Source organism: Hydrocarboniphaga sp. FW305-C-57 (assembly GCF_058783045.1).
Map to the genome: position 1 here is coordinate 95,678 of NZ_JBYSYG010000015.1, position 25,301 is coordinate 120,978.

21 protein-coding genes are annotated in these 25,301 nt (G+C 67.3%); 13 read left to right on the forward strand and 8 right to left on the reverse strand.

Going from position 1 to position 25,301, the window contains the following annotated elements; genetic code table 11:
- The first annotated feature begins 1 nt into the window (after position 1).
- From AC3WUM_RS22505 to AC3WUM_RS22530, 6 genes are all read left to right on the forward strand, one after another.
- Complete coding sequence (locus tag AC3WUM_RS22505) at positions 2-1,336, forward strand: efflux RND transporter periplasmic adaptor subunit (protein WP_492413191.1); 1,335 nt, start codon at positions 2-4, stop codon at positions 1,334-1,336.
- Between the two features lie 28 nt (positions 1,337-1,364).
- On the forward strand, positions 1,365-4,460 hold the full coding sequence (locus AC3WUM_RS22510) for an efflux RND transporter permease subunit (protein ID WP_492413193.1): 3,096 nt from the start codon (positions 1,365-1,367) through the stop codon (positions 4,458-4,460).
- Positions 4,461-4,470: 10 nt separating this feature from the next.
- A complete protein-coding gene (locus AC3WUM_RS22515) occupies positions 4,471-7,668 on the forward strand; it encodes an efflux RND transporter permease subunit (protein WP_492413195.1) in 3,198 nt (1,065 codons plus the stop codon).
- A 13-nt stretch (positions 7,669-7,681) separates the two neighbouring features.
- Positions 7,682-9,163, forward strand: a complete 1,482-nt coding sequence (locus AC3WUM_RS22520; RefSeq protein WP_492413196.1) for an efflux transporter outer membrane subunit — start codon at positions 7,682-7,684, stop codon at positions 9,161-9,163.
- A gap of 152 nt (positions 9,164-9,315) precedes the next feature.
- Positions 9,316-9,969 carry a PadR family transcriptional regulator gene (locus tag AC3WUM_RS22525; protein WP_492413198.1) on the forward strand — a complete coding sequence of 218 codons (654 nt, stop codon included), beginning with the start codon at positions 9,316-9,318 and terminating at the stop codon, positions 9,967-9,969.
- Entirely contained in the window at positions 9,966-10,697 is a 732-nt protein-coding gene (locus tag AC3WUM_RS22530) for a siderophore-interacting protein (RefSeq protein WP_492413200.1), read from the forward strand. The genes AC3WUM_RS22525 and AC3WUM_RS22530 overlap by 4 nt, the downstream gene beginning before the upstream one ends.
- Positions 10,698-10,710: 13 nt before the next feature.
- Here AC3WUM_RS22530 and AC3WUM_RS22535 read toward each other — a convergent pair whose 3' ends face one another.
- Positions 10,711-11,871, reverse strand: coding sequence for a glycerophosphodiester phosphodiesterase family protein (locus AC3WUM_RS22535; RefSeq protein ID WP_492413202.1), 1,161 nt, complete (start codon positions 11,869-11,871; stop codon positions 10,711-10,713).
- 44 nt (positions 11,872-11,915) lie between these two features.
- Positions 11,916-12,506 carry an LON peptidase substrate-binding domain-containing protein gene (locus AC3WUM_RS22540; protein WP_492413204.1) on the reverse strand — a complete coding sequence of 197 codons (591 nt, stop codon included), beginning with the start codon at positions 12,504-12,506 and terminating at the stop codon, positions 11,916-11,918.
- Between the two features lie 163 nt (positions 12,507-12,669).
- Here AC3WUM_RS22540 and AC3WUM_RS22545 point away from each other — a divergent pair, with 163 nt between their 5' ends.
- Both AC3WUM_RS22545 and AC3WUM_RS22550 read left to right on the forward strand, forming a co-directional pair.
- Positions 12,670-14,238 carry a DUF1800 domain-containing protein gene (locus tag AC3WUM_RS22545; RefSeq protein WP_492413206.1) on the forward strand — a complete coding sequence of 523 codons (1,569 nt, stop codon included), beginning with the start codon at positions 12,670-12,672 and terminating at the stop codon, positions 14,236-14,238.
- A gap of 11 nt (positions 14,239-14,249) precedes the next feature.
- Positions 14,250-15,494, forward strand: a complete 1,245-nt coding sequence (locus AC3WUM_RS22550; RefSeq protein ID WP_492413208.1) for a DUF1501 domain-containing protein — start codon at positions 14,250-14,252, stop codon at positions 15,492-15,494.
- On the opposite strand, the gene AC3WUM_RS22555 is transcribed toward AC3WUM_RS22550, so the two are convergent.
- Positions 15,478-16,179 (reverse strand): uracil-DNA glycosylase family protein, encoded by a 702-nt coding sequence (locus AC3WUM_RS22555; RefSeq protein ID WP_492413209.1) that lies wholly within the window; start codon positions 16,177-16,179, stop codon positions 15,478-15,480. The two genes, AC3WUM_RS22550 and AC3WUM_RS22555, sit on opposite strands and share 17 nt — an antisense overlap.
- A gap of 239 nt (positions 16,180-16,418) precedes the next feature.
- Positions 16,419-16,637, reverse strand: coding sequence for a hypothetical protein (locus AC3WUM_RS22560; RefSeq protein ID WP_492413211.1), 219 nt, complete (start codon positions 16,635-16,637; stop codon positions 16,419-16,421).
- On the opposite strand from AC3WUM_RS22560, the gene AC3WUM_RS22565 reads away from it, so the two are divergent.
- A complete protein-coding gene (locus tag AC3WUM_RS22565; protein ID WP_492413212.1) occupies positions 16,636-17,466 on the forward strand; it encodes a serine hydrolase in 831 nt (276 codons plus the stop codon). The two genes, AC3WUM_RS22560 and AC3WUM_RS22565, sit on opposite strands and share 2 nt — an antisense overlap.
- A gap of 106 nt (positions 17,467-17,572) precedes the next feature.
- Here the strand turns inward: AC3WUM_RS22565 and AC3WUM_RS22570 are convergent, their stop codons facing one another.
- Entirely contained in the window at positions 17,573-19,633 is a 2,061-nt protein-coding gene (locus tag AC3WUM_RS22570; protein WP_492413214.1) for a M3 family metallopeptidase, read from the reverse strand.
- Between the two features lie 254 nt (positions 19,634-19,887).
- Between AC3WUM_RS22570 and AC3WUM_RS22575 the strand changes: the two genes are divergently transcribed.
- Genes AC3WUM_RS22575 through gpmA form a run of 3 tightly spaced genes read left to right on the forward strand, consistent with a single transcriptional unit; the run spans position 19,888 to position 22,136 of the window.
- Positions 19,888-20,799 (forward strand): alpha/beta hydrolase, encoded by a 912-nt coding sequence (locus AC3WUM_RS22575; RefSeq protein WP_492413215.1) that lies wholly within the window; start codon positions 19,888-19,890, stop codon positions 20,797-20,799.
- A 6-nt stretch (positions 20,800-20,805) separates the two neighbouring features.
- Entirely contained in the window at positions 20,806-21,354 is a 549-nt protein-coding gene (locus AC3WUM_RS22580) for a gamma carbonic anhydrase family protein (RefSeq protein ID WP_492413217.1), read from the forward strand.
- Between the two features lie 29 nt (positions 21,355-21,383).
- Positions 21,384-22,136, forward strand: coding sequence for a 2,3-diphosphoglycerate-dependent phosphoglycerate mutase (gene gpmA / locus AC3WUM_RS22585; RefSeq protein WP_492413219.1), 753 nt, complete (start codon positions 21,384-21,386; stop codon positions 22,134-22,136).
- Between the two features lie 71 nt (positions 22,137-22,207).
- Here gpmA and AC3WUM_RS22590 read toward each other — a convergent pair whose 3' ends face one another.
- From AC3WUM_RS22590 to AC3WUM_RS22600, 3 genes are read right to left on the reverse strand one after another with little or no spacing between them, the layout of a single operon-like run.
- Positions 22,208-22,648 (reverse strand): hypothetical protein, encoded by a 441-nt coding sequence (locus AC3WUM_RS22590; protein ID WP_492413228.1) that lies wholly within the window; start codon positions 22,646-22,648, stop codon positions 22,208-22,210.
- 17 nt (positions 22,649-22,665) lie between these two features.
- On the reverse strand, positions 22,666-24,063 hold the full coding sequence (locus AC3WUM_RS22595; RefSeq protein WP_492413229.1) for a multicopper oxidase family protein: 1,398 nt from the start codon (positions 24,061-24,063) through the stop codon (positions 22,666-22,668).
- On the reverse strand, positions 24,063-25,112 hold the full coding sequence (locus tag AC3WUM_RS22600) for a TolC family protein (RefSeq protein WP_492413221.1): 1,050 nt from the start codon (positions 25,110-25,112) through the stop codon (positions 24,063-24,065). Before AC3WUM_RS22600 ends, AC3WUM_RS22595 begins: the two co-directional genes overlap by 1 nt.
- 39 nt (positions 25,113-25,151) lie before the next feature.
- Here AC3WUM_RS22600 and AC3WUM_RS22605 point away from each other — a divergent pair.
- Positions 25,152-25,301, forward strand: a 150-nt coding sequence (locus AC3WUM_RS22605) for a DUF1153 domain-containing protein (protein ID WP_492413231.1), incomplete at its 3' end; no start/stop codon positions are given.

Here is a 25,301-nt window from a genome sequence, read left to right on the forward strand (position 1 = left end):
AATGCTAAGAAATTCGGCGACGACGGTGCATGCGGCGCGCGCGTTCACGCGCACATCGGGCAAGGTCAGACTCGTCAGTCTGGTGGTGGTACTGCTGGTGATCGCGGGGCTCGCCGGCCTGGCCTGGTATCTGGGCCAGCGCAACAGCAACGGTCCGCGCGGCATGGGCGGCATGGGCTTTCCGGGGGGCGGTTTTTCGACCACCGTGGGCGTCGCCGAAACCAGCACGCAGGACATTCCGGTGGTGCTCGAGGCGCTCGGCACGGTCACTCCGATCGCGACCGTCACCGTGCGTCCGCAGGTGTCGGGCGTGATCACCGAGATCCGCTTCACCGAAGGCCAGCTCGTCACCAAGGGCCAGGTGCTCGCGGTGATCGACCGCCGGCCGTTCCAGATGGCGCTGGCCCAGGCCGAAGGCGCGCTGCAGCGCGACGAGGCGCAGCTGCAGAACGCCAGGCTGCAGCTCGAACGCTTCCGCACGCTGCTGGGACAGGATTCGATCGCCGAGCAGGAGGTCGATGCACAGGCGGCCACCGTCAAGCAGCTCGAAGGCACCGTCGCGGCCGATCGCGCAGCGGTCGGCTCCGCCCGGCTCGATCTCGATTTCTCCGAGGTCAAGTCGCCCGTCGCGGGCCGCGTGGGCCTGCGCGTGATCGACATCGGCAACTACATCGGCGCCGGCGATGCGAACGGCATCGCGGTGGTGACGCAAATCGCGCCGACCGATGTCGCCTTCACGGTGCCGCAGGACCGCGCGAACGAAATTTTCGAACCCGTCGGCCGCGGCGAGAAGCTCGCCGCGGCCGCGCTCGACCGCACGCGCACCAACACGCTCGCGCAGGGCGAATTCCTGACCCTCGACAACGTCGCCAACATCGATACCGGCACGGTGCGCGCCAAGGCGCGCTTCCAGAACGCCGAGAACACGCTGTTTCCGAGCCAGTTCGTGAACCTGCGGCTCACGCTGCGCACGATCAAGGATGCGGTGGTGGTGCCGGCCGCGGCCGTGCGCAACGGCAGCGACGGCGATTTCGTCTGGCTGATCCAGGCCGACCAGACCGTGACCCAGCGCAACATCAAGCGCGGCCAGGTCACCACCGACAAGGTGCAAGTGCTCGAAGGCCTGTCGCCGGGCGACCGCATCGTCACCGAGGGCGGCGACCGCCTCAAGGAAGGCGCGCAGGTGACGCTGCCGGGCGACAAGCCGCGGCAATTCACGCCGGGCCAGCGCCCGAACCAGGGCCAAGGGCCCAACGGCGAGCGCCGCCGTCGCCGCAACAATGGTGAAGCAGGCCCCGGTGGCCCGGGTGCCGGCGGTCCGCCGGGCGCTCCGTGAGCGCCGCGGCCGGATCGTCGCCCCAGCCATGAATCCCTCGCGTCCCTTCATCGAGCGGCCGGTCGCCACCGCCCTGCTCATGCTCGGCATCGTGCTGGCCGGGCTCGTCGCCTTCAAGCTGCTGCCGCTGTCGGCGCTGCCCGAAGTCGACTACCCGACCATCCAGGTGCAGACGCTGTATCCGGGCGCGAGCCCGGAAGTCATGAGCCAGACCGTCACCGCCCCGCTCGAGCGCGAGCTCGGCGAAGTGGCCGGCCTGCAGCGAATGAGCTCGGTCAGCACGGCGGGCGCCTCGATCATCACGCTGCAGTTCGGGCTCACCGAGGCGCTCGACGTGGCCGAGCAGGAAGTGCAGGCCGCGATCAACGGCGCCAACAACCTGCTGCCGGCCGATCTGCCCGCCCCGCCCGTCTACGCCAAGGTCAATCCGGCCGACGCGCCGGTGCTCACGCTCGCGCTGACGAGCAAGACCTTGCCGCTGACCGAGGTGCGCAACCTCGCCGACACGCGGCTCGCGCTCAAGGTCAGCCAGGTCTCGGGTGTCGGGCTGGTCACGATGTCGGGCGGCCAGCGGCCGTCGGTGCGCATCCAGGCCGATACGCAGGCGCTGGCCTCGTACGGCATCACGCTCGCCACGCTCGAATCGGCGATCAACGCGGCCAATGCCAACAGCGCCAAGGGCAGTTTCGACGGTCCAGCGCGCGCGTACACGATCAACGCCAACGACCAGCTGCTGACCGTCGACGACTATCAGAACCTCGTCGTCGCCTACACCAACAACGCGCCCGTGCGGCTGCACGAGGTCGCCGACGTGGTCGAGGCGGCCGAGAACGTGAAGCTCGGCGCCTGGGCCGGCCTGCAGCCGGCCATCATCATCAACGTGCAGCGCCAGCCGGGCGCCAACGTGATCAACACGGTCGACGCGATCAAGGCGCGCCTCGGCGATCTGCAGGACACGCTGCCGGCCAGCGTCGAGCTCAACATCCTCGCCGACCGCACGACCGGCATCCGCGCCTCGGTGCACCACGTGCAGATCGAGCTCGTGCTCGCCGTGGTGATGGTGGTGCTCGTGATCTTCTTCTTTTTGCACAGCCCGCAGGCGACGCTGATCGCGAGCCTGTCGGTGCCGATTTCGCTGATCGGCACCTGCGGTCTCATGTACCTGCTCGGCTACAGCCTCAACAACCTGAGCCTGATGGCGCTGACGATCGCGACCGGCTTCGTCGTCGACGATGCAATCGTGGTGATCGAGAACATCGCGCGCCATCTCGAACGCGGAGCCAAGCCGTTCGAAGCCGCGCTCAAGGGCGCGAGCGAAATCGGCTTCACGATCATCTCGCTGACGATCTCGCTGGTCGCGGTGCTGATCCCGCTGCTGTTCATGGGCGACGTCGTCGGCCGCCTGTTCCGCGAATTCGCGGTCACGCTCGCGATCACGATCCTGATCTCGGCGATCGTCTCGCTGACGCTCGTGCCGATGCTCGCGGCGCGCTGGCTAAAGCCGACGAGCCTGCATCCAACCAAGGGCATCGGCGCCAGGGTGCAGCATGGCTTCGATCGCATCGTGCAGCGCTACGACGGCTGGCTGAGCTGGGTGCTCGCGCATCAGCGGCTCACGCTGCTCGTCGCGCTGGCCACGCTCGTACTGACCGCGCTGCTCTACATCGTGATTCCGAAGGGCCTGTTCCCGACCCAGGACACCGGCCAGCTGCAGGCGCGCACGCAGGCCGACGAATCGGTGTCGTACGCGCGCATGGCGCAGCTGCAGCAGGCCGCCGCGCGCGCGATCCTCGAAGACGAGGCCGTGGCCAACCTCGCCTCGTTCATCGGCGTCGACGGCGCCAACAACGCGATGCTGCACACCGGCCGCATGCTGATCAATCTGAAGGCCGACCGCAGCGACTCGCAGGACGAGATCATGGATCGCCTGCGCGAACGCGTGAGCAAGGTCGCGGGCATGCAGCTGTTCCTGCAGCCGACGCAGGACCTGACCATCGACGCCGAAACCGGGCCGACGCAGTACCGCGTGTCGCTCGAAGGCTCGGACACCGCGACGGTGACGGAATGGGCGCAAAAGCTCACGCAGGCGCTGCAGAACGTGCCCGAGCTGCGCACCGCGATCACCGATGCGGGCGCCAAGGGCCGCGCGGCCTACATCGACATCGACCGCGATACCGCGGCGCGGCTGTCGATCACCGCGTCGGCCGTCGACGACGCGCTCTACAGCGCCTTCGGTCAGCGCATCATCTCGACGATCTTCACCGAGACCAACCAGTACCGCGTGATTCTCGAGGCCAAGCCCGACCTGCTCACGCGGCCCGAATCGCTGAACCTGCTGCACCTGCAGTCACCGGGCGGCCCGGTGCCGCTGTCGGCCTTCGCCAAGGTCTCCGAGCGCGAATCGCCGCTGCAGGTCACGCACGTCGCGCAGTATCCGGCGACCACGATCGGCTTCGACACGGCCGACGGCGTCGCACTCGGCGATGCGGTGGCGGCGATCCGCAAGACCGCGCAGGACATCAAGATGCCCGGCAGCGTCGGCCTGACTTTCCTCGGCGCCTCGAGCGCGTATGAAAAGTCGCTCAGCAACCAGCTCTGGCTGATCCTCGCGGCGATCGTCTGCGTCTACATCGTGCTCGGCGTGCTCTACGAGAGCTACGTGCATCCGCTGACGATCCTGTCGACGCTGCCGTCGGCCGGTGTCGGCGCGCTGCTGATGCTCATGATCACCGGCAGCGATCTCGGCGTGATCGGCATCATCGGCATCATTCTGCTGATCGGCATCGTCAAGAAGAACGCGATCATGATGATCGACTTCGCGATCGAGGCCGAACGCGACCAGGGCCTGGCTCCGCGTGATGCGATCCACCAGGCCGCGCTGCTGCGTTTCCGTCCGATCATCATGACCACGCTCGCCGCGCTGTTCGCCGCGGTGCCGCTGATGTTCGGCATGGGCGAAGGCTCGGAGCTGCGGCGTCCGCTCGGCATCGCGATCTTCGGTGGCCTGGTCGTCAGCCAGGCGCTCACGCTGTTCACGACGCCGGTGATCTACCTGGCCTTCGATCGTCTCGGCCAGCGCTTCCGCGACCGTCGTCGCGCGGCCGAGCCGGCCGCCTCGCACTGATCGCGCCGCGATGAATCTCTCCGCGCCTTTCATCCGCCGGCCGATCGCCACCGTGCTGCTGACGATCGGCGTCGCGCTGTCGGGCGTCGTCGGCTTCTTCGTGCTGCCGGTCGCGCCGCTGCCGCAGGTGGATTTTCCGGTCATCAACGTGCAGGCCTCGCTGTCGGGCGCGAGCCCGGAGACGATGGCGACGAGCGTCGCCACGCCGCTCGAACGCCGGCTCGGCACCATCGCGGGCGTCAACGAGCTGACCTCGCGCAGCGGCACCGGCAGCACCGAAGTGACGCTGCAGTTCGATCTCGACCGCAACATCGACAGCGCCGCGCGCGAAGTGCAGGCCGCGATCAGCGCGACGCGCGCGGATCTGCCCGCCACCTTGCGCAGCAACCCCTCGTACACCAAGGCCAATCCGTCGGATTCGCCGATCATGGTGCTCGCGCTCACGTCCGGGACCAAGAGCACCGGCGAGATCTACGACGTCGTCAGCAACGTGCTGCAGCAGAAGCTCGCGCAGGTGCCCGGCATCGGCGAAATCGAGATCGGCGGCAGTTCGCTGCCGGCCGTGCGCGTCGACCTCGTGCCGTTCGCGCTGAACCAGTTCGGCGTGAGCCTCGAGGACGTGCGCGCGGCGATCGAATCGGCCAACGCCAACCGGCCCAAGGGCGCCATCGAAGGCGACGGCCAGCATTTCCAGATCTACACGAACACGCTCGGTCGCGACGCCGCCGAGTACCAGAACATGGTCGTGGCCTGGAAGAACGGCGCCCCGGTGCGCCTGTCCGACGTCGCCACGGTGACGAGTGGGCCGAACGACGAGCGCACCATCGGCCTGTTCAACGGCCAGGAAGCCGTGATCGTGCTGCTCAGGAAGAAGCCCGGCGCCAACGTGATCGCGGCGGTCGATGCGGTGCGCGCGCAGCTGCCGCAGCTGCAGGAGCAGATTCCGGACGAGATCACGCTGCAGGTCGCCTCCGACCGCACCAACTCCATCCGCGCCTCGCTGCACGAGATCGAGCTCACGATGATCATCTCGGTGATCCTCGTCGTGCTCGTCGTCAGCGTGTTCCTGCGCAATTTCCGCGCGACCGTGATTCCGGCCGTTGCGACCGTGGCTTCGCTGATGGGCACCTTCGGCGTCATGGTGCTGCTCGATTTCTCGCTCAACAACCTGTCGCTGATGGCGCTCACGGTGGCGACCGGCTTCGTCGTCGACGACGCCATCGTCGTGCTCGAGAACACCAGCCGGCACATCGAAGCCGGCATGAGCCGCGTGCAGGCCGCACTGCTCGGCGCGCGCGAAGTGGGCTTCACGGTGCTGTCGATCAGCCTGTCGCTGGTCGCGGTGTTCATCCCGCTGCTGTTCATGGGCGGCCAGCCGGGCCGCCTGTTCCGCGAATTCGCGATCACGCTATCGGTGGCGGTGATGATCTCGCTGGTCATTTCGCTGACCACCACGCCGATGCTCTGCGCGCACTTTCTGCGCAGCGAAGACAAGCAGAAATCGCCGGGCCGTCTCGCGCGCTGGGCCGAATCGGGCTTCGACAAGACCCTGCGCGTCTACGAGAAATCGCTCGACTGGGCACTCGACCAGCGCGCGCTCGTGATGCTGCTGCTCGCGGCGGTGGTCGCGCTCAACGTCTACCTGTTCATGATCGCGCCGAAGGGCTTTTTCCCGCAGCAGGACTCCGGGCAGATCATGGGCGGGCTGCGTGCCGACCAGAGCATTTCGTTCACGCTCATGCGCGACAAGCTCCGGCAGATCGTCGACATCATCCGCAAGGATCCGGCGGTATCGACGGTGGTGGGTTTCACAGGCGGCCGCCGGGCCGGCGGCGGCTTCATGTTCATCGACCTGAAGCCGCAGGCCGAGCGCAATCACGAATCCGGCCAGGCGGTGATCGCGCGCCTGCGTCCGCAGCTCGCGCAGGTCGCGGGCGTCAACACCTTCCTGAATCCGGTGCAGGATCTGCGCATGGGCGGGCGATCGAGCAACGCGAGCTACCAGTACACGCTCAAGGGCGACGACGCCGCCGAACTCAAGCTCTGGGCCGGCAAGCTCGCCGACGCGCTCAAGGTCTATCCGGGCATGGAAGACGTCAACACCGATCTCGAGGAGAATGCGGTCGAGACCTTCGTGACCATCGACCGCGACACCGCCTCGCGCTTCGGCATCACGCCGCGCGCGGTCGACAACGCGCTCTACAACGCCTTCGGCCAGCGCTCGGCCGCGACGATCTACGAGGACATCAACCAGTACAGCGTGGTGCTCGCGCTCGCCCAGCGCTATCGCCAGGGGCCCGAGGCGCTCAACGACGTCTACGTGCCCGCGAGGATCACCGACACGAGCGCGAACACGCAGACGGCGGCGGTCACCAACCCGGCGCTGCGCGACCCTTCCACCGGCAGCGCGCTCAACACGACGACCGCGACGATGGTGCCGCTCGCGGCGATCTCGACGGTCAGCGAACGCGCGGCCGCGACTTCGGTGCGCCACCAGGACGCCACGCTGGCGACGACGATCTCGTTCAACCTCGGCGAAGGCGCTTCGCTGTCCGACGCCAAGAACGCGGTCAAGCAGTCCGAAGCGAGCATCGGCATGCCGACGCGCGTCGCCGGCAGCTTCCAGGGCACGGCGCGCGCGTTCGAGGAATCCAACCGCCGCCAGCCGATGCTGATCCTCGCGGCCATCGTCGTCATCTACATCGTGCTCGGCGTGCTCTACGAGAGCTACGTGCATCCGATCACGGTGCTGTCGACGCTGCCATCGGCCGGCGTCGGCGCGGTGCTCGCGCTGATGCTGCTGAACATGGAGTTCTCGCTGATCGCGCTGATCGGCCTGTTCCTGCTGATCGGCATCGTCAAGAAGAACGCGATCCTGATCATCGATTTCGCGCTCGAGGCCGAGCGCTCGCGTGGCATCAGCGCGATCGAGGCGGTACGCGAAGCCTGCCTGCTGCGCTTCAGACCCATCATCATGACCACGCTGGCCGCCGCGCTCGGCGCGCTGCCGCTGGCGGTCGGCATCGGCGAAGGCTCGGAGCTGCGCCAGCCGCTCGGCGTGGCGATCATCGGCGGGCTCGTGGCGAGCCAGCTGCTCACCTTGCTGACCACGCCCGTGGTCTACGTTTACATGGATCGACTGCGCCGCAAGCGCCCGGACGAAAGCCGGCTCGCGCGCCACGGCGAGCAGTCGACGAATGCGGTTTGATGGAGGCACCAGAATGCTGAAGAGATGGGGATCGTCGACGTCGAAGTTCGCGCTGCATGGCGGCGCGGCCGCGCTCGCGGCGGCGCTGGCCGGCTGCGCCGTCGGCCCCGATTACGTGCGCCCCGAATTCAAGACGCCCGAGAACTACAAGGAAGCCGAAGGCTGGGTCGCGGCCCAGCCCAACGATGCGATCGATCGCGACGGCTGGTGGAAGCTGTTCAACGATCCGGTACTCGACGATCTCGCCGCGCAGCTCAAGGTGTCGAACCAGAACATCGCGGCCGCGCAGGCGGCCTACGAGCAGGCGCGCGCGGTCGTGCGCGAGCAGCGCGCCGGCCTGTTCCCGACACTGTCGCTGACCGGCAACGCCACGCGCGCGGACAGCGGCGGCTCGGGCAGCAGCCGCATCGTCACCGACCAGAACGGCGGAACCTCGGTGATCGCGGGCGGCGACACCATTCGCAACAGCTTTCGCGCGAGCATCGGTGCAAGCTGGGAACCCGATGTCTGGGGGCGGCTGCGCCGCACGCTCAACAACGCGAACGCTTCGGCCCAGGCCAGCGCGGCCGATCTCGCGAGCGCGACGCTGTCGGCGCAGGGCGAACTCGTCACCAACTACCTGTCGCTGCGCGAGACCGACGCCGAGATCGAGCTGCTGAAAGCCACGCTCGAAGGCTATGAGCGCTCGCTGCAGATCGCAAAGAATCGCCATTCGGTCGGCGTCGCCGCGCTGTCCGACGTGCTGTCGGCGCAGACGCAGCTCTACGGCACGCAAGCCGACCTGGCCGGCATGGCCTTGCAGCGCGATCAGCTCGAGCACGCCATCGCGGTGCTGCTCGGCAAGACGCCGGCGAGCTTCAGGTTGCAGCCGGCCGAGTGGAACGGCGTGGTGCCGCAGGTTCCGCTAAGCCTGCCGTCGACGCTCATGCAACGCCGCCCGGACATCGCCGCGGCCGAGCGCCAGGTGGCGATGGCCAACGAGCAGATCGGCATCCAGCGCTCGGCCTACTTCCCGAGCCTGTCGCTGTCGGCCTCGTACGGCAGCTCCTCGCAGAAGGTCAGCGATCTGTTCGACGCGTCAACGCTGCTGTGGTCGATCGGCGCCTCGATATCGCAGACGCTGTTCGATTTCGGCGCTCGCGGCGCGCGCATGGACCAGGTGCGGGCGGCCTACGACCAGTCGGTCGCCACCTATCGCCAGACCGTGCTGACCGCGTTCCAGAACGTCGAGGACCAGCTCAGCGGAACCCGCGTGCTCGAGCGCCAGTACGGCCTGCGCCAGCAGGCCTCCGAAGTCGCCGACCGCAACGAGCAGCTCATGGTCAACCAGTACCGCGCGGGCCAGGTCGCCTACAGCGAAGTCGTCACCGCCCAGGCCTCGGCGCTGTCCTCGCGCCGCTCGCTCGTGCAGTCGGCGTTGCAGCGCCAGACCACGGCCGTGGCGCTGATCCAGGCGCTCGGCGGCGGCTGGTCGGCGGAGCCGGAACGGCGCTGAGTCAGGCCGGAGCCTCGCCCGAGGCTCCGTGGAGCAGACCGATACTTTTCTGCTTTTCGAGACCCTCGCGGGCTTGCTCTGCCCACATTTACGATATATCGTAAGACTACATCTTGTGATCGCTACGAACGATCATCCCGCTGGAGCTTCACATGCAAAACCCTTTTGAGTCCTTCTTTCGCCGCGGCCACCAACCGCATTCTCATCATCACCACCCACATCCCCATCACGACTTCATCGGCCGCCATCGTGGCGGCGGTTTCTTCGGCGGCGACGATGATTTCGCCGGCGCTTTGGGCCGCGAAGGCCGCGGCCGCTTCGGCGGCGGCGGGCGTCCGGGCCGCATGTTCGGCCAGGGCGATCTCAAGCTGCTGCTGCTGGCGCTGATCGAACAGCAGCCGCGCCACGGCTACGAGCTGATCCGCGCCATCGAGGAGCTCTGCGGCGGCCTCTACACGCCGAGCCCGGGAGCGATTTACCCGACGCTGAACTTCCTCGAAGAATCCGGCCAGGCCGCGATCGAGCCGCAGGACGACAGCGGCAAGAAGAAGTACGGCATCACCGCCGAAGGCTGTGCGCATCTCGATCAGCATCGCGTCGAAGTGGCGGCGGTGATGCAGCGTCTCAAGCTGTCGTCGCGCATGATGGCCAAGCTCGCGGTGCCCGAAGCCGTGCGCGAATCCGTGCATCGGCTCAAGCACGTGCTGCTCGGCCATGACCGCCACTGGAGCGACGAGGAGATCCAGCGCGTGATCGCGCTGATCGATCAGGCGGCTGCGTCGATTTCCGACGGAGAACGCCAATGAACGCGCCCGTCGAGCGCCACGTCTTCCGCCGCGTGCGCCACGAACTTAAGCGCCGGCAGTTGCAGGTGCGCCGCATCGTCGACATCACGCCGAAGATGCGCCGCATCACGCTGGTCGGCGAAGACCTCGTCGGCTTCATCAGCGCCGCGCCGGACGATCACGTGAAGCTGTTCTTCCCGCAGCCGGACGGCGCCGAACCGGTGCCGATGCGCGACTACACGCCGCGCCGCTTCGATGCGGGAACCGGCGAACTCGACATCGATTTCGTGCTGCACGGCGATGGCCCGGCCGCGCGCTGGGCGACGCAGGTCGAAATCGGCCAGGCGATCGACGTCGGCGGCCCGCGCGGCTCGATGATTCCGCCCGACGATTTCGCCGGCTATCTGCTCGCGGGCGACGAAACCGCCCTGCCCTCGATCGCGCGCCGGCTCGAGGAATTGCCAGGTGATCTGCCGGTGACGGTGGTCGTCGAGATCGCCGACGCCGCCGAGCAGCAGACGCTGCCCGAACGCTCGCGCCCTGCCGACGTGCACTGGGTGCAGCGCGGCGCGGCCGAACCCGGCGAACGCCTGCAGGCCGCACTGAGCAACACACCGCTGCCGGCCGACGACTGCTACGTCTGGGTCGCCACCGAAAGCCAGCGTGCGCAGGCGATACGCGCACTGTTCGTCGAACGGCGCGGCCACGCCGAAGATTCGATCAAGGCCGTCGGCTACTGGCAGCGCTGAGCACGCCGCGACCTCAGGCGCGCCTGCGGCGCGCGAGCATCAAAAATGCTCCGGCCGAACCGAGCAACAGCAGCCAGGCCGGCGACAGCGCGCCACCGCCCGACGAGGAATCATCGGGCTGTTCCGGCTCTGGGCCGCTGTCGACGCGCTCGACGCCACGGCTGGCGGTCGGGCGCCAGACATCGCCGGGTCCGTCCTTCGAAGTCACGCGACCCGCGATGCCGGCGCAGCCAGCCGCGAATTCCGCCGGGTTGCCGCGCTCGGCCGCCGTGGTGCCGCTGCCACGCGCTTCAATCGCGCTGCGCAGCAGATCGGGGTTGTTGGTGAAGATGCCGTCGACACTCCGAGCGAGCAGCGTCTCCATCTGCCGGGCGTCGTTGACGGTCCAGGCGTGCACGTCGTGGCCGGCGTTGTGGAAGCGCTGGATCGCGAGCGGATCGAGCAGCAGCAGGGCCGAGTTCGGAGCGAACGCATCGATGTAATCGGGGCCATCGCCGCTCAAAAACCAGGGCAGCGTGGTCGCGTTCGGAGCGGCGAACAGGAACGCCGTCGGCAAGCCCGGCGCGAGCGATTTGATGCGCTCCAGGCTCGCTGCATCGAAGCTCTGCATGAGGATCGTCGAACTGCGCACGTTGCCGTTGGCGACGTCGCCCGTCGCGATCAGTCCCTTGCGCCGGAGCAGCTCGACGAGCACCTGCTCGGCGCGGCCTTCGGCCGAATCCTTGGTCTCGACGTGGAAGCGCATGCGGCCGTTATGGCGCAGATAGCAATCGAGCTGCTCTTCGAACGGCACGATGCGCGCGCCCACGTATTCCGCTTTCGCCTGCGCTGGATTGGCGGCGTTGAACCAGCTGCCGAAATCCATCGCGCGCAGTTCGGCGAGCGTGAAACCCGACACCGCGCCGCTGGCACTGCCGCCGGTGGTGCGGTCGACGGTTTCGTCGTGAATGCAGACCGGCACTTCGTCGCGCGTCAGGAAGACATCGCATTCGAGCATGTCGGCGTCCATCTTGAGCGCCAGGTCGTAGGCGTGAAACGTGTGTTCCGGCGCATACGCCGAGGCGCCGCGATGGGCGATGGCGATCTGCTGCGCCTGCACGGGCAGCGAACACAGACACAGCAACATCGGCAGCAGCTGGCGCACGCGAGTTTTGGCGGTCGGGAAAGCCGCCACGCTAGCGGCCGCCCATGAAAACCGCGTGACGCTACCGCCAGGTTTTACGGCGCATGCGCCGAACCGATGTGCCGCTCGATCAGCGCGAGCATCGCCGCCCCGTCGCGCAACTGCAGCAGGCGCAACCGGTCCTCGGCCGGCAGCGGCAACAGCTCCGCGAGTCTCCAGGCCACCCAGGCCGCGTCGTCGAGTTGCATCGGCGTCGGCAGCAGGCGCGGATCGATCTGGCCCGATACGTCTTCGATCAGTTGCGCGAGCGGCTGGTAACGCGCCGGAACCGGCTGCGGATCCGGGTGCGCGGCGTACTGCACGAGCGCACGCGTCATGCCGCTCGGCGTGGTGTAGCGCTCGCGGATGCAAAAGATGCGTTCACCCTGCGTCAGCAGCGAGAACAGGCCCGGCGTCGGCACCTCCCAATGCCGAATGCGCGCCGTGCAACCCCAGGCCTCGGGCGTCGCTGGAGCGCCGACTTCGCGGCCTTCGTGAATCAGGCACACGCCGAACACCTCGTCGTCCCCGATGCAGGCCTTGGTCATGTCCACGTAGCGCGCTTCGAAGATGCGCAGCGGCAGCATGCCCTGTGGATAGAGCACCGTGCCGAGCGGAAAGATCGGGATTTCGGCGGTGTCTTTCACGGCGCACTCCTGCGATTTTTCTAGTGCCGCCCGACCAGACTTCGGCCATAGTGAACCGCAAATCAGGTCGCGCGGGCGGGTCTCGAAGCTTATGCCACAGTGCGTCCACAGGATTCACCTGCCGCAGGGCAGATCGTGTCGAGGCTCATTTGGGGGGCCATCAGTGCAAAGACGAACTTTTCTCGCCGCCGGCGGGCAGGCGGTTTTGTGGGCCGGGCTGATCGGCGATCTCGCCAAGAGCGCCAGGGCGCTCAGCACCGCCGAAATCGCCGGCTCCGACCCGGATCTGCACCTGCTTCGACGCCTCAGCTTCGGTCCGACGAGCGCCGAGCTCACGCGCGTCCGCAGCATCGGGCGCGCGGCCTATGTCGAGGAGCAGCTCAAGGCCAGCGACCTCAGCGCCGAGCTCGGTGCCACCGCGCTCTATCCGCTGATCGCCACGACCGGGCCGGCGATCTTCGCGAGCACCGCGGCGGGCTTCACGATCGATCTGCACGTTCTGAATCTGCAGAGCGCGATGCTGTATCGCGCGCTGTTCTCGAAAGCGCAGCTGCATGAAGTGATGGTCGATTTCTGGAACGACCACTTCAACACCTACATCCGCAAGAACCCGATCCCGCTCAAGATCGATTTCGATCGCAATGTGATCCGCGCCAACGCGCTCGGCAACTTCAAGACGCTGCTACGCGCGAGCGTGCGTTCGGCCGAGATGCTGTTCTTCCTCGACAACTGGATGAACCGCAAGGGCGCGATCAACGAGAACTACGCGCGAGAGCTGCTGGAACTCCACACGCTCGGCAAGAACGGCGGCTATACGGAAGCCGACATGAAGGCGCTCGCGCTGATCCTCTCGGGACTCGGCTTCATTCGCGATCTGCCGCTCGCGGCGGTTGCCTACGGCAGCGTGCAGTTCGACGCCACGCAGCACGATGCGAGCGAAAAGACCTTCCTCGGCCAGCGCTTCGCGGCCGGCGGCGGCGAAGAAGAAATCGACCGCGCGCTCGACCTGATCCTCGATCATCCGGGCACTGCGCAGCACATCGCGCACAAGCTCTGCGTGCGCTTCGTCGCCGACGAGCCGCCGGTCGCGCTCGTCGATCGCGTCGCCGCGGCGTTCACGAGCAGCGGCGGCGACATCAAGACGATGCTGCGGCTGATCTTCAATTCGAGTGAATTCGCCGCGAGCAACGGCGCCAAGTTCAAGCGCCCGCTCGAGGCGATGATCGGGGCGATGCGCGCCTGCGGCGCGAACCCTTTCGACGTGCTCAACACCACGCTGTTCGGCCTGCCGGTGGCGGCGCCGAACGGCAGCCTGTTCACCGGACTCAAGCAGGCCGGTCACGAGCCCTTCGCCTGGGTGCCGCCCGACGGCTATCCGGATCGCGCGAGTTTCTGGGCCAACACCAATTCGATGCTGTACCTGCAGAAATTCCTGGTCGGGCTCGTCGAAGGCCTGGCCTTCGGCCGCATCCTCGCCAATCCGCTGCAGGTGCTGTCGGGCACTTCGGTCGCGGTCGGCGTGGTCGATGCGCAGACGCCGCGCAAGGCCGTCGACAACGCGATCGCCAACCTTCTGTTCACACCGTTGCCGGCCACAGCGACCGAGGCCTTGCTGAACTTCGTCGCGCAAGGCGCCGATCCGGATGCCGTCATGCCGGCCGAAACACTCGAGCCTCGCATCAAGGGCCTGGTGTTCGTGCTGCTGTCTTCCCCGTGGTTCCTGACCCGCTGAGCGAGCGCACCATGCCGATCTCACGCCGACTGCTGCTTCCGCTCATCGCCGCCGCCACCAGCGCCGCTTGCGGCGGTTCTTCGTCCGACAGCGCATCGAATCCCGACGGCGGCAGCGGCGGCGTCACGCCGCCGCCCGGCAAAGGCACCGGCGAGCCCGGCACGCTCGTCGTGGTGTTCCAGCGTTTCGCGGCCGACTGGATCAACATGCTGGTTCCGGCTGGCGATTCCGCCTACGCCGATTTGCGCCCGAATCTGGCGGTCTCCAATCCGCTCGCGCTCGACGGCTACTTCGGCCTGAATCCGGCGCTGGCCGATCTGCAGCATCTCTATCAGACCGGCGATCTCGGCTTCGTCACCGCGACGGGCTGGATTCCGACCGACAGCCGCGACCGCTCGCACTTCTATGCGCAATCGCTCGCCGAATCCGGCGCGCGCAGCGGCGTGACGGGCGGCTGGCTCGGCCGCGTGATGGCGCGCGACACCGGCCACAACGAAGCGCTGTGGTCCGCGATCGCGGCCGAGACCTCGGTGCCCGCGAGCCTGCAGGGTTTCGCCAATGCGGTCGCGGTGCGCGACTTCGCCGATTTCAATCACGGCTCGATCGCCGGCGCGAGCGCCACCGCGCTGCTCGAAACGCTGTCGACGATCGCGGGCGATCCGGGCTTCACCACGCTGCGCCTCGCGCAGGCGATGAGCACGCTCGCCGACGAACCGCCGACGGTCAGCGAAGTCGTCTACCCGACGACAACGCTGGGCCAGGGACTCAAGGTCGCCGCGCAGGCGATCCGCGCCGGCTACGCGCCACGCGTGGTCACCGTGAGCTCGGACGACGACTGGGACACGCACGTCAACCAGGCGAGCCGCCACGCGACCTCGCTGCCGCGTTTCGCCGGCGCACTGCGCGCCTTCCACGACGACCTCGGCGAGCTCATGCAGAACGTCACGCTCGTGACGATGACCGAGTTCGGCCGCAAGGCGCGCGAGAACTTCGGCGGCACCGACCACGGCACCGCCTCGTCGATGATCGTGATGGGCAAGCGCGTCGCTGGTGCGCAGGTCTACGGCCAGTGGCCAGGCCTGCACGCGAGCGCGCTATACCAGGGCGAAGACCTCGAACCGACCACCGACTTCCGCGCGGTGCTCGGCGAGCTGCTCGTGCAGCATTCGGGCATTTCCGAATCGCTGCTCGACGAGATCTTTCCGGGCGGCTACGCGCAGCGTTCGAACTGGCGCAACTTCACGCTCGCATCCTGAGCGTCTTCGCGCCGACCTGGAGTTGCTCGAGCCGCGCGTCGAGCAGCCCCGGGAAGCGCCCGTACCAAGTCGCGTTGAGCGGCGACGGATGCGGCAGCGGATACAGCTGCAGCTCGCGCGACTTGCCCGACGGCGCGGCGAGCGTGATCGCGATCGAACTCGTGAAGCGGTCCTCGCGCAGCCAGAACGCATCGAGCCGATCCCGCGTCTCGCGCGGTTGCAGCAGGCCGAACCACAGGAAAGCCTCGCGGCCGAGCGTGATGAGCGCCTCGCCGCGCCATTGCTCGACCAGCAACTGCGCCATCGGCGGCTGGAAGCGCTGCTTGACCCTGGTCGACCAGGCCTTGTTGCCGACCGGCTTGTACGGAACCGTGTTGGCCCAGAAGAAGTCGCGCCCGATCTCGCGCGACGCCTCGAAGTTCGGCAGCGCCGCGCCGCCGTGCAGACGCCGGTACAGGGCCTTGCGCACGAGCTGCCCGCCGGCGCCGATGAAGGGCTCGCCGTGCTGCACCTCGTCGCGGCCCGGATCGCGGCCGAAAAAGCCCACGCGCGCATCGTCGGGCCCGAGGCCGACGATGGGCTCCAGCGGGTCCTTGCCGAAGCGCTCGTAGACCTCGACGTCGATGCCGGCCGTGTCGGCCGCCAGATCGCGGAAAACCTGGTTCTGCCGCGGGCTCGGGCCCATGCGCGCTCCTGACTGTTTGGATGGTAAAAATTCGAGCCGAATCATAGGGCAAGACACGCAAACCTGAACAAGGCTCGAGAAAGTTCGACATCGGCTTCCGCTCGTCCCGTGAAGCTGGCATTCAGCATTCAACACGGGTTAAGGTGCCAGCCAATGGCGCGTGCCCCGGGCGCTACAGAACCCGGAAGCGCGGTTTTCGTTATCGCTCGTTTAGGAACCCATCGCTCCGTGATCGCCACTCACTCCTGGAGCCGGACGACCTTTTGGGGTCGCCGCGCCGCACTTCCGTTTTCGATCGCCGCGGTCCTGTTCGCGGCCCCGCTGCCCGCCGCGAGCCCCGAAGCCACCGGCTTCGCCGCGAGCGCCAGCGCCAGCGCCAGCGCCAGCGCCAGCGCCAGCGCGACCATCGTCCCCGCGATGATCAAACCGCCGTCGGCCGAGCTCGATTCGATGCTCATGGAGCTGTCGCCGAAGGTCGACCAGTCGCTGCAGGCTTCGCTCGAGAACTGCCTGGCCCAGCTCAAGCTCAAGGACGCGGTGCGCAGCGGCCACCTGGCCGTGTCGCTCGTCGACATCACCAACACCGCCGCGCCGATGATGGCGCAGGTCAACGGCAACCAGATGTTCTACGCCGCCAGCCTGCCGAAGATCGCGATCCTGCTCGGCGCTTTCGAAAAAGCCGCCGCCGGCAAGCTCAAGATGGACGCGGAAACCATCGCCGAGCTGCAGCAGATGATTCGCCATTCGTCGAACATCGCCGCCTCCGACATGCTGCAGAAGGTCGGCACCGACTACCTGGCCACGGTGCTGCAGTCGAGCCGCTACCGGCTCTACGACTCCAAGCTCAACGGCGGCCTGTGGGTCGGCAAGCCCTACGCGACCGGCAACGCCACCAGGCGCGACCCGCTGCACAACCTCTCGCACGGCGCGACGACGTTCCAGGTCGCGCGCTTCTACTACATGCTCGAAACCGGCCAGCTCGTCTCGCCCGAGGCGAGCAAGCAGATGAAGGCGATCATGGGCGAGCCGGCCATCCACCATAAGTTCGTCGCCGGGCTGCAGGACCTGTACCCGGGCGCCAAGCTGTTCCGCAAGTCCGGCACCTGGCGCAACTTCCACGCCGACAGCGCGATCGTCGAGCACGATGGCCGCCGCTACATCGCGGTGGGCCTGTCGGACGACGCGCGCGGCGGCGACTGGCTCAAGTCGCTGATCGTGGGCCTCGACAGCGCCGTGTTCGACACCGCCAAGAAGCGCAACGTCGCGATCGCCAGCCCGGCGCTCTAGCCCCCCGCCCCAAGCTCGTTCACGCGAGCACACCGGCCACGGAAGCCCACAGCCGGCTTCCGTTGGCCGGTGCCGTACGTACGAGCCCCGGCGCCCGCCGGCGCGACTACGCCGCCTCGACTTCCAGGCCGTTGTGCCGCAGCAGCGCGGCGATCTCCGGATCGCGTCCGCGGAATTCGCGGAACAGTTCGCGCGCCTCGCGCGAGCCGCCGTTGGCGAGGATCGTGGCGCGGAAGCGTTGGCCGGTTTCAGCCGCGAAATCGCTCTCTTCGAACGCCGCGAACGCATCGGCCGACAGCACCTCGGCCCACTTGTAGCTGTAGTAACCCGCCGCGTAACCGCCCGCGAAGATGTGCGAGAAGCTCATCGGCATGCGGTTGAAGGCCGGCGGCTGCATCACCGCCACCTCGTCGCGCGTGCGCTTGAGGGTTTCGAGCACACGGCCACCGGCGGCCGGCTCGTAGTCACGGTGCAGCCGCAGATCGAACAGCGCGAACTCGATCTGCCGCACGGTGGCCAGCCCACTCTGGAACACGCGGCTGCCCTTGAGCTTGTCGAGCAGCGCGGCCGGAATGGCCTCGCCGGTCTGGTAATGGCGCGCGAAGCCGTTGAGCGTGGTCTCGTCGTAGCACCAGTTCTCCATGAACTGGCTCGGCAGCTCGACCGCGTCCCACTCGACACCGTGGATGCCGGCCACCGCAGCCTCGTCGACCTGCGTGAGCAGCAGGTGCAGGCCGTGGCCGAACTCGTGGAACAGGGTCACGACCTCGTCGTGAGTGAGCAGGGCCGGCTGATCGCCGACCGCGGGCCGGAAGTTGCAGACCAGGTAGGCGACCGGCGTCTGCACGCCCGCGCTCGTGCGGTGGCGGTTGTGGCATTCGTCCATCCAGGCGCCGCCGCGCTTCTCGTCGCGCGCGAACGGGTCCAGATAGAAGCGGCCGACCAGGCCATTGGCATCGAGCAGCTGATACGCCTGCACGTCCTGGTGCCAGACCGGCGCATCGGGCAGCCGCTCGCAGCGCAGGCCGTAGAGCCGGCCGAGCAGCTTGAACAGGCCGTCGAGCACGGCCGGCAGCGCGAAATACGGACGCAGCTCCTCGTCGGACAGGCCCAGGCTGCTTTCCTTGAACTTCTCGGCGTAGAAGGCCATGTCCCAGGGCTGCAGGTCGTCGAGGCCGTCGAGCTGCCTGGCGTAGGCGCGCAGTTCGTCGAGCTCGGCAGCGGCGCGTGGCTTGGCGCGGCGCGCGAGATCGCGCAAGAAGCTTTCGACCTCGTCGGGCGAGTCGGCCATCTTGGTCGCCAGCGAAAGCTCGGCGTAGTTGTTGAAGCCCAGCAGCAGCGCCTCCTCGTGGCGCAGCTTGAGAATTTCTTCGGCGATCGGCCCGTTGTCGAACTGACCGGCCTGCGGCCCCTGGTCGGAGGCGCGCGTGCTGTAGGCGGTGTAGATCTCGCGGCGCAGCTCGCGATTCGTGGTGTAGGTGATCACCGCGTCGTAGCTCGGGAAATCGAGCGTCAGCAGCCAGCCGTCCTGGCCCTTGGCCTTGGCCTTCTCGCGCGCCTGCTGCCTGGCGGCGTCGGTCATGCCGGCGAGTTCGGACTCGTCGGTGACGAGCTTGCTCCAGGCCTTGATCGCATCCATCAGGTTCTCTTCGAACTTGGTCTGGATCTCGGACAAGCGCAGGGCGATTTCCTTGTAGCGCTGCTTCTTGTCGGCCGGCAGGTCGATACCCGACAGGCGGAAGTCGCGCAGCGCGTCATTGATGACCTTCTGCCGCACGGGCGAGAGCTGCGCGAAATTCGGGCTCTCCTTGATGCGCCGATAGGCCGCGCACAGCGGCTCGGACTGCGAAAGCTCGAGGCTGTATTCGGTCACTTTCGGCAGGCAGGCGTTGTAGGCGGCGCGCCACTCGGCCGTCGAGCGGACCATGAACAGATGCGAGACCGGGCCCCAGACCTGGCCGAGGTGCTCGCCGAGCGCTTCGAGTGGCTCGATGAAGCTTTCCCAGGTCGGTTCGCGATCCGAAGTCAGCAGCTCGTCGAGCTTGCGCTTGCTCTCGGCGAGCACCGCGTCGATCGCGGGCTCGGCCTGTTCGGGAGCAAAGCGGGCGAAATCCGGCAGCTCGTTGAGCGGACGGGCGGCGAGCAGGGCGTTGTCGGTGGCGATCATCGAATTCCTGGCGGTGAGCGATAAGGGTCTGAGCCTAGCAAGGCTCGAAAGGTTTCCGAGGACATAGGGGCCGTTTGTCCGGGTGCAAGGAGCGGCAGGCCGGGATTCGGAAGACACCGGAAATCAGGAATAGTGAATCGGGAATCGGGAAAGCGAGACGCCAGGCGCCAGCCTTTCGGCGATTCCCGATTCCCGGCCTCACCCCTGTACCATGTCGGCTCTGCCAGTCCCGTTTGGACCGTTCCGCCATCGCCATGACCCTTTCGCTTCGAAAACTGCTTGCCGTGCTGCTGGTTCCCGTCGCCGTCGCCGGCTGCTCGGGCCAGCAGGTGCTCAACAGCCTGACCTCGACCTCGGGCTTCAACCGCAGCACCAACCTGCCCTACGAGAAGACCAACGGGCTCACGCTCGACGTCTACAAGCCCAACGGCCAGGAAGATCGGCCGACCGTGGTGTTCTTCTACGGCGGCCGCTGGAGCAGCGGCAACAAGAAGGATTTCGAGTTCGTCGGCGGCGCGCTCGCGAGCATCGGCTACTGCACGGTGATTCCGGACGTGCGCCAGTACCCGATGGTGCGCTTCCCGGCCTTCGTCGAAGACGGCGCCAAGGCGGTCAAGTGGGTGCACGACAAGATCGACGACTACGGCTGCGATTCGAAGAAGGTCTTCGTCATGGGCCACTCGTCGGGCGCCCACGTGGCCGCGATGCTCGCGCTCAACGAAGCCTTCCTCAAGGGCGTCGGCGGCTCGCGCACCTGGCTGCGCGGCATGGTCGGCCTGGCTGGTCCGTACGACTTCCTGCCGCTGACCGACCCGATGATGCGCGACCTGTTCGGGCCGGTCGACAAGTTCGAGCAGTCGCAGCCGATCCTCTACGTCGACGGCCAGAACCCGCCGCTGCTGCTGATGGCCGGTGAAGACGACGAGATCGTCCCGGTGAAGAACACGCGCAATCTCGCGGCCAGCGTCGCCCGCGCGGGCGGCCCGGTCGAAACGGTGATCTACCCGAAGATGCCGCACGCCCGCATCCTGAGCTCGATCGGACCGTACATGCGCAACCAGAGCGACGTGCTCGCACAGATCAAGAGCTTCCTCGACAAATGGACGACGAGCCCGTATCAGCGCAACACCGGCCCGAGCTTCGAAACCACGCCGTTCACGCCGTAGGGATCGATGGCGATCCGCACCTACCAGGGCATAGCGCCCACGCTCGCGCGCGCGGTCTACGTCGACGAACTCGCGCTCGTGCTCGGCGACGTCACGCTTGGTGACGATTCCTCGATCTGGCCGTTCGCGGTGTTGCGCGGCGACGTCAACCGCATCGTCGTCGGCGCGCGCACGAGCATCCAGGACAACACGGTCGTGCACGTCACGCACGATGGGCCGTATACGCCCGGCGGCGTGCCGACGATCATCGGCGACGACGTCACCGTCGGGCATTCGGTAACGCTGCATGCCTGCACGATCGGCAACCGCGTGCTGATCGGCATGGGCGCGATCGTGCTCGATCGCGTGGTCATCGAGGACGACGTGATGGTCGCGGCCGGCAGCCTGGTTTCGCCCGGCAAGCGACTCAAGTCGGGCTGGCTCTACAAGGGCTCGCCGGCCGCGCCCGCGCGCGAACTGAGCGCCAGCGAACTCGAGAACCTGCGCTACTCCGCGCAGAACTACGTGCGCGTCAAGAACCAGCATCTGCAGGACAGCCTGCAGGCCAAGACCTAACCAAGCGACCAACAAGAGGACCGATGTCGATGAGCACCCGCAAACTCGTTCTGCTGCGTCATGGCCAGAGCCAGTGGAATCTCGAAAACCGCTTCACCGGCTGGGTCGACGTCGACATCACCGAAGCGGGCCGCAACGAGGCCGTCGCCGCCGGCAAGCTGCTGCGCGACGAGGGCTACCAGTTCGACGTCGCCTACACCTCGGTGCTCAAGCGCGCGATCCACACCCAGCAGGTGGTGCTCTCCGAGCTCGATCAGTCCTGGGTTCCGGTGTACAAGAGCTGGCGCCTCAACGAGCGCCACTACGGCGCCCTGCAAGGCCTCGACAAGGCCGAGACCACGGCCAAGCACGGCGAGGAGCAAGTGAAGATCTGGCGCCGCAGCTACGACGTTCCGCCGCCCGAAATGCCGGCCTCCGATCCGGGCCATCCGGTCAACGACCGCCGCTATTCGACGCTAGACGCCGCCGCGCTGCCGGGCACCGAATCGCTCGCCACCACGCTCGTGCGCGTGCTGCCGTACTGGCACGACGCCATCGCCCCGGACATCAAGGCGGGCAAGACCGTGCTCGTGACCGCGCACGGCAATTCGCTGCGCGCGCTCTACAAGTACCTCACGGGCGTGTCGGAGAAGGAGATCCTCGAGATCAACATCCCGACCTCGATCCCGCTGCTGTTCGAGCTCGACCACAATCTCAAGACCGTGAGCCACCGCTATCTCGGCGACCCCGAAGCGGCCAAGCGCGCAGCCGAGGCGGTCGCCAATCAGGCAAAGAAGAAGTAAGCCTCGGCGCGCTCATCGCGAGCGCTCATGAAAGCCCCGCTTTCGCATGCCGGAAGCGGGGCTTTTCATTTTCAGGCGAGCCCGTGCGCGACGAGCCAGGCGCGCGCGTCCTCGCTGTCCTGCTCGAACCAGGCGCGCGTGCTGCCGAGGCGGAAATGATAGCCCCAGGCATCCATGTCGGCGAACAGACGCTCGCGGCTGTAGCCCGCGAGCTGGTCGGCGAGCATGGCCTGCAGATAGCAGACCGCGGATTCCTCGACATCGTCTCCACCCGCGTCGGTGTGCAGCCGCGCCCGACGATGTTCGTCCATGCAGAGGAAGTGACAGGACTCGTGCAACGCCGAATGCACGGGTGTATCGGCGCGCACGTAGAGCGCATCGCCGATGAGCCCGGCTTCGCGCTCGCCCCAGTAGCTGCCCGGAATCGGCGCGTCCGGCGCGACCACCAGCACGCGCATGCCGCGCGGCTCCAGCAAGGCGCGCAGCGCGCCTGCGGGCAGCTCGGACAGCATCAGCACCTCGTCTTCGCTCACGGTGCCTCGCTACCGTGGTGATGATGCTGCGCATGATCGTCGGATTCGCCCGTCGGCGCATTCGGCGTCGTGCCCGCATACGGCGAACGCCGGTGCGGGTTGCCGAAATCCGGATCGCTGCTCACGCGTCGGGCACGCTTGCTCTCGTCGACGACGTAAGCGCCCGGATCGCTGAAATCGCCGGCGGCCAAACCCTCGCGCACCTTGAGCACCGTGAACATGCCGCCCATTTCGATCGCGCCGTAAGGGCCCTGCCCCGTCATCATCGGCAAGGTGTTCTCCGGGCCCGTCATCATGCCGTGGCCGACGTGCATGGAATGCTCGGACATGCCGCTCTTGCCCATCGGCATGTAACCCGGCAGCAGCTGCTTGATCTCGCGCGCGACGCCGCGCTGGTCGACGCCGACGTTGTTCGGAATGCCGTGCCCCATCGCGTTCATCGTGTGATGGGCCATGTGGCAATGCAGCGCCCAGTCGCCCGGCTCGGTCGGCACGAATTCGAGATCACGCACCTGCCCGACGCCGACGATTTCGGTGGCTTCGCGCCGCCATAGCGCCTGCGGCCAGCGTCCGCCGTCGGAGCCGGTGACCCAGAACGGATTGCTGTGCAGGTGGATCGGGTGATTCCACATCGACAGGTTGCCGATGCGGATGCGGATGCGCTCGCCCATCGCCATGACGAGCGGATCGATCGCCGGAAATACCTTCGAGTTGAAGGTCCACAGATCGAAGTCTTGCAGGATCGAAGGATCGGGCCGGTAGGTGCCCGGATGCAGCGCCCAGTTGTGCAGCAGGAAGCAGTAATCGCGATCGATGCGAACCGCTTCGCCATCGCGCGGATGGATGATGAACATGCCCATCATGCCGAAGGCCATCTGCGTCATCTCATCGACGTGCGGGTGATACATGTGGGTGCCGTGCTGGCGCAGCGTGAATTCGTAGACATAGGTTTCGCCGGGCTTGATGTGCGCCTGCGTGAGCCCGCCGACACCGTCGTAGCCTTGCGGCAGGTCGATGCCATGCCAATGCACCGAGGTCGCTTCGGGCAGGCGATTGGTGACGAACAGGCGCACGCGATCGCCTTCGACCGCCTCGATCGTCGGCCCCGGCGTGGTGCCGTTGTAGCCCCAGCATTTCGCCCGTGAGCCTGGCGCGAATTCGTGCTCGATCTCTTCGGCGACGAGGTGGAATTCCTTGACGCCGCCCTTGAGCGCGTACGGCAAGGTCCACCCGTTGAGCGTGCGCACGGGCATGTAGCCTTGCGCGTGACGGCGCACGCGCGACTCGGTTTTCTCGACGGGCGCTGCATGATGCTCATGCTGCGCGTTCGCGCGTTTGGCGAGCAGGCCGGCGCCGCCCGCACCGATCAGTTGCAGCAGATTGCGACGGCGCATCATGGCGCGTCTCCGTTCGACGTCGTGTCGTGGTGGTCGTGGTGATGGTCCTGCGCCGCGGTTTCGATCGGCAGCGTGCGACCGACCGCCTGCGTGAGGTCGGCGCGTGCGATCCAGTAATCGCGCACCGCATCGATGTAGCCCGCATACGCGTCGTATTCCTGCCGCTTGGCGACGAGCAGTTCGAACACGCCCGCGAGCATGTAGTTGACCTCGCGCTGCAGGAATTCGACGACGGTTTCGCGCTGCGGAATCACGGTCTCTCGATAAGTGCGCGCGCGTTCGCTCGCAACCTGCATGCGTGCATACGCGGCGCGCACGTCGTTGCTCGCATCGAGCACGAGGCCGTCGAGCCGGGCTTCGGCGATGTCGAGCTCGGCCTGCGCACGCGCCTTGCGCCCGCTGCCCCAGTCGAACAAGGGCAGGCGCATCGAGACGCTCGGACCGGCGTTGATCGCGCCGTCGTATTCGCGCTCGCGTTCGGCGCCGAGTTCGATGTCGCCGATCAGGCGCGTGCGTCGCACAAGCTGGTAGCGCCCGGCGATGCCACGCGCCTGCTGCTGCGCGGCGGCGATGTCGAGTCGCGAATCGACCGCCTCCCGCAGCAGCGCATCGAGCGATGGCTCCTGCGCCGCCGGCTCGGGCAAGGGCGACACCAGCGTCCAGGCGCTGTCCTCGCGCTGTCCCATGATGCGATTGAGCGCTGCGCGCTCGGTCGCCGCCTGCGCCTGCGCGGCGAGCGATTCGAGCCGCAGGCTGCCGGCCTCGGCCTGCTCGAGCGCGAGCTGTCGCCGGTTGATGTTGCCGGCGTCGAAATAGCGCTGCGCGATCTCGCCCGAAGCGCTCGCCGCACGCGCCGCGAGTTCGCGCACCTGCGCGCGCTGCTGAGCGGCGGCGGCCTCGAACCAGGCGCGTTCGGCCTGCGTGGCGAGTTCGACGATCGCGCTGCCCGCTTCGAGCTTGGCGGCCTCGACGCCGGCCTGCGCATTGCGCCGGTTGGCCGGCAGCGTCAGCAGGCCCAGCACGTCGAAGCCGATGTAATGACCCACTAAAAACCTGCTCAGGCGATACTTTGAAAAGAGTGAGCCATGAGCGTTGTGATGGAAGACGAGATCAAGCGATGGACGGCCAAGCGCAAGAGTGCGCTGGTGCTGGAGATCATCCAGGGGAAGAAGACCGTGGCGGAGGCGTCTCGGCAGTTCGATCTGCCGCCATCGGAGCTGGAAGACTGGGTTGAC

What these genes read in the sequence shown, in the direction of transcription:
- AC3WUM_RS22505 (WP_492413191.1), top strand. Translation starts at nt 2, where the DNA reads ATGCTAAGAAATTCGGCGACGACGGTGCATGCGGCGCGCGCGTTCACG.
- AC3WUM_RS22510 (WP_492413193.1), top strand. Translation starts at nt 1,365, where the DNA reads ATGAATCCCTCGCGTCCCTTCATCGAGCGGCCGGTCGCCACCGCCCTG.
- AC3WUM_RS22515 (WP_492413195.1), top strand. Translation starts at nt 4,471, where the DNA reads ATGAATCTCTCCGCGCCTTTCATCCGCCGGCCGATCGCCACCGTGCTG.
- AC3WUM_RS22520 (WP_492413196.1), top strand. Translation starts at nt 7,682, where the DNA reads ATGCTGAAGAGATGGGGATCGTCGACGTCGAAGTTCGCGCTGCATGGC.
- AC3WUM_RS22525 (WP_492413198.1), top strand. Translation starts at nt 9,316, where the DNA reads ATGCAAAACCCTTTTGAGTCCTTCTTTCGCCGCGGCCACCAACCGCAT.
- AC3WUM_RS22530 (WP_492413200.1), top strand. Translation starts at nt 9,966, where the DNA reads ATGAACGCGCCCGTCGAGCGCCACGTCTTCCGCCGCGTGCGCCACGAA.
- AC3WUM_RS22550 (WP_492413208.1), top strand. Translation starts at nt 14,250, where the DNA reads ATGCCGATCTCACGCCGACTGCTGCTTCCGCTCATCGCCGCCGCCACC.
- AC3WUM_RS22555 (WP_492413209.1), bottom strand. Translation starts at nt 16,179, where the DNA reads ATGGGCCCGAGCCCGCGGCAGAACCAGGTTTTCCGCGATCTGGCGGCC.
- AC3WUM_RS22565 (WP_492413212.1), top strand. Translation starts at nt 16,636, where the DNA reads ATGGAGCTGTCGCCGAAGGTCGACCAGTCGCTGCAGGCTTCGCTCGAG.
- AC3WUM_RS22560 (WP_492413211.1), bottom strand. Translation starts at nt 16,637, where the DNA reads ATGAGCATCGAATCGAGCTCGGCCGACGGCGGTTTGATCATCGCGGGG.
- AC3WUM_RS22570 (WP_492413214.1), bottom strand. Translation starts at nt 19,633, where the DNA reads ATGATCGCCACCGACAACGCCCTGCTCGCCGCCCGTCCGCTCAACGAG.
- AC3WUM_RS22575 (WP_492413215.1), top strand. Translation starts at nt 19,888, where the DNA reads ATGACCCTTTCGCTTCGAAAACTGCTTGCCGTGCTGCTGGTTCCCGTC.
- AC3WUM_RS22580 (WP_492413217.1), top strand. Translation starts at nt 20,806, where the DNA reads ATGGCGATCCGCACCTACCAGGGCATAGCGCCCACGCTCGCGCGCGCG.
- gpmA (WP_492413219.1), top strand. Translation starts at nt 21,384, where the DNA reads ATGAGCACCCGCAAACTCGTTCTGCTGCGTCATGGCCAGAGCCAGTGG.
- AC3WUM_RS22590 (WP_492413228.1), bottom strand. Translation starts at nt 22,648, where the DNA reads ATGCTGTCCGAGCTGCCCGCAGGCGCGCTGCGCGCCTTGCTGGAGCCG.
- AC3WUM_RS22595 (WP_492413229.1), bottom strand. Translation starts at nt 24,063, where the DNA reads ATGCGCCGTCGCAATCTGCTGCAACTGATCGGTGCGGGCGGCGCCGGC.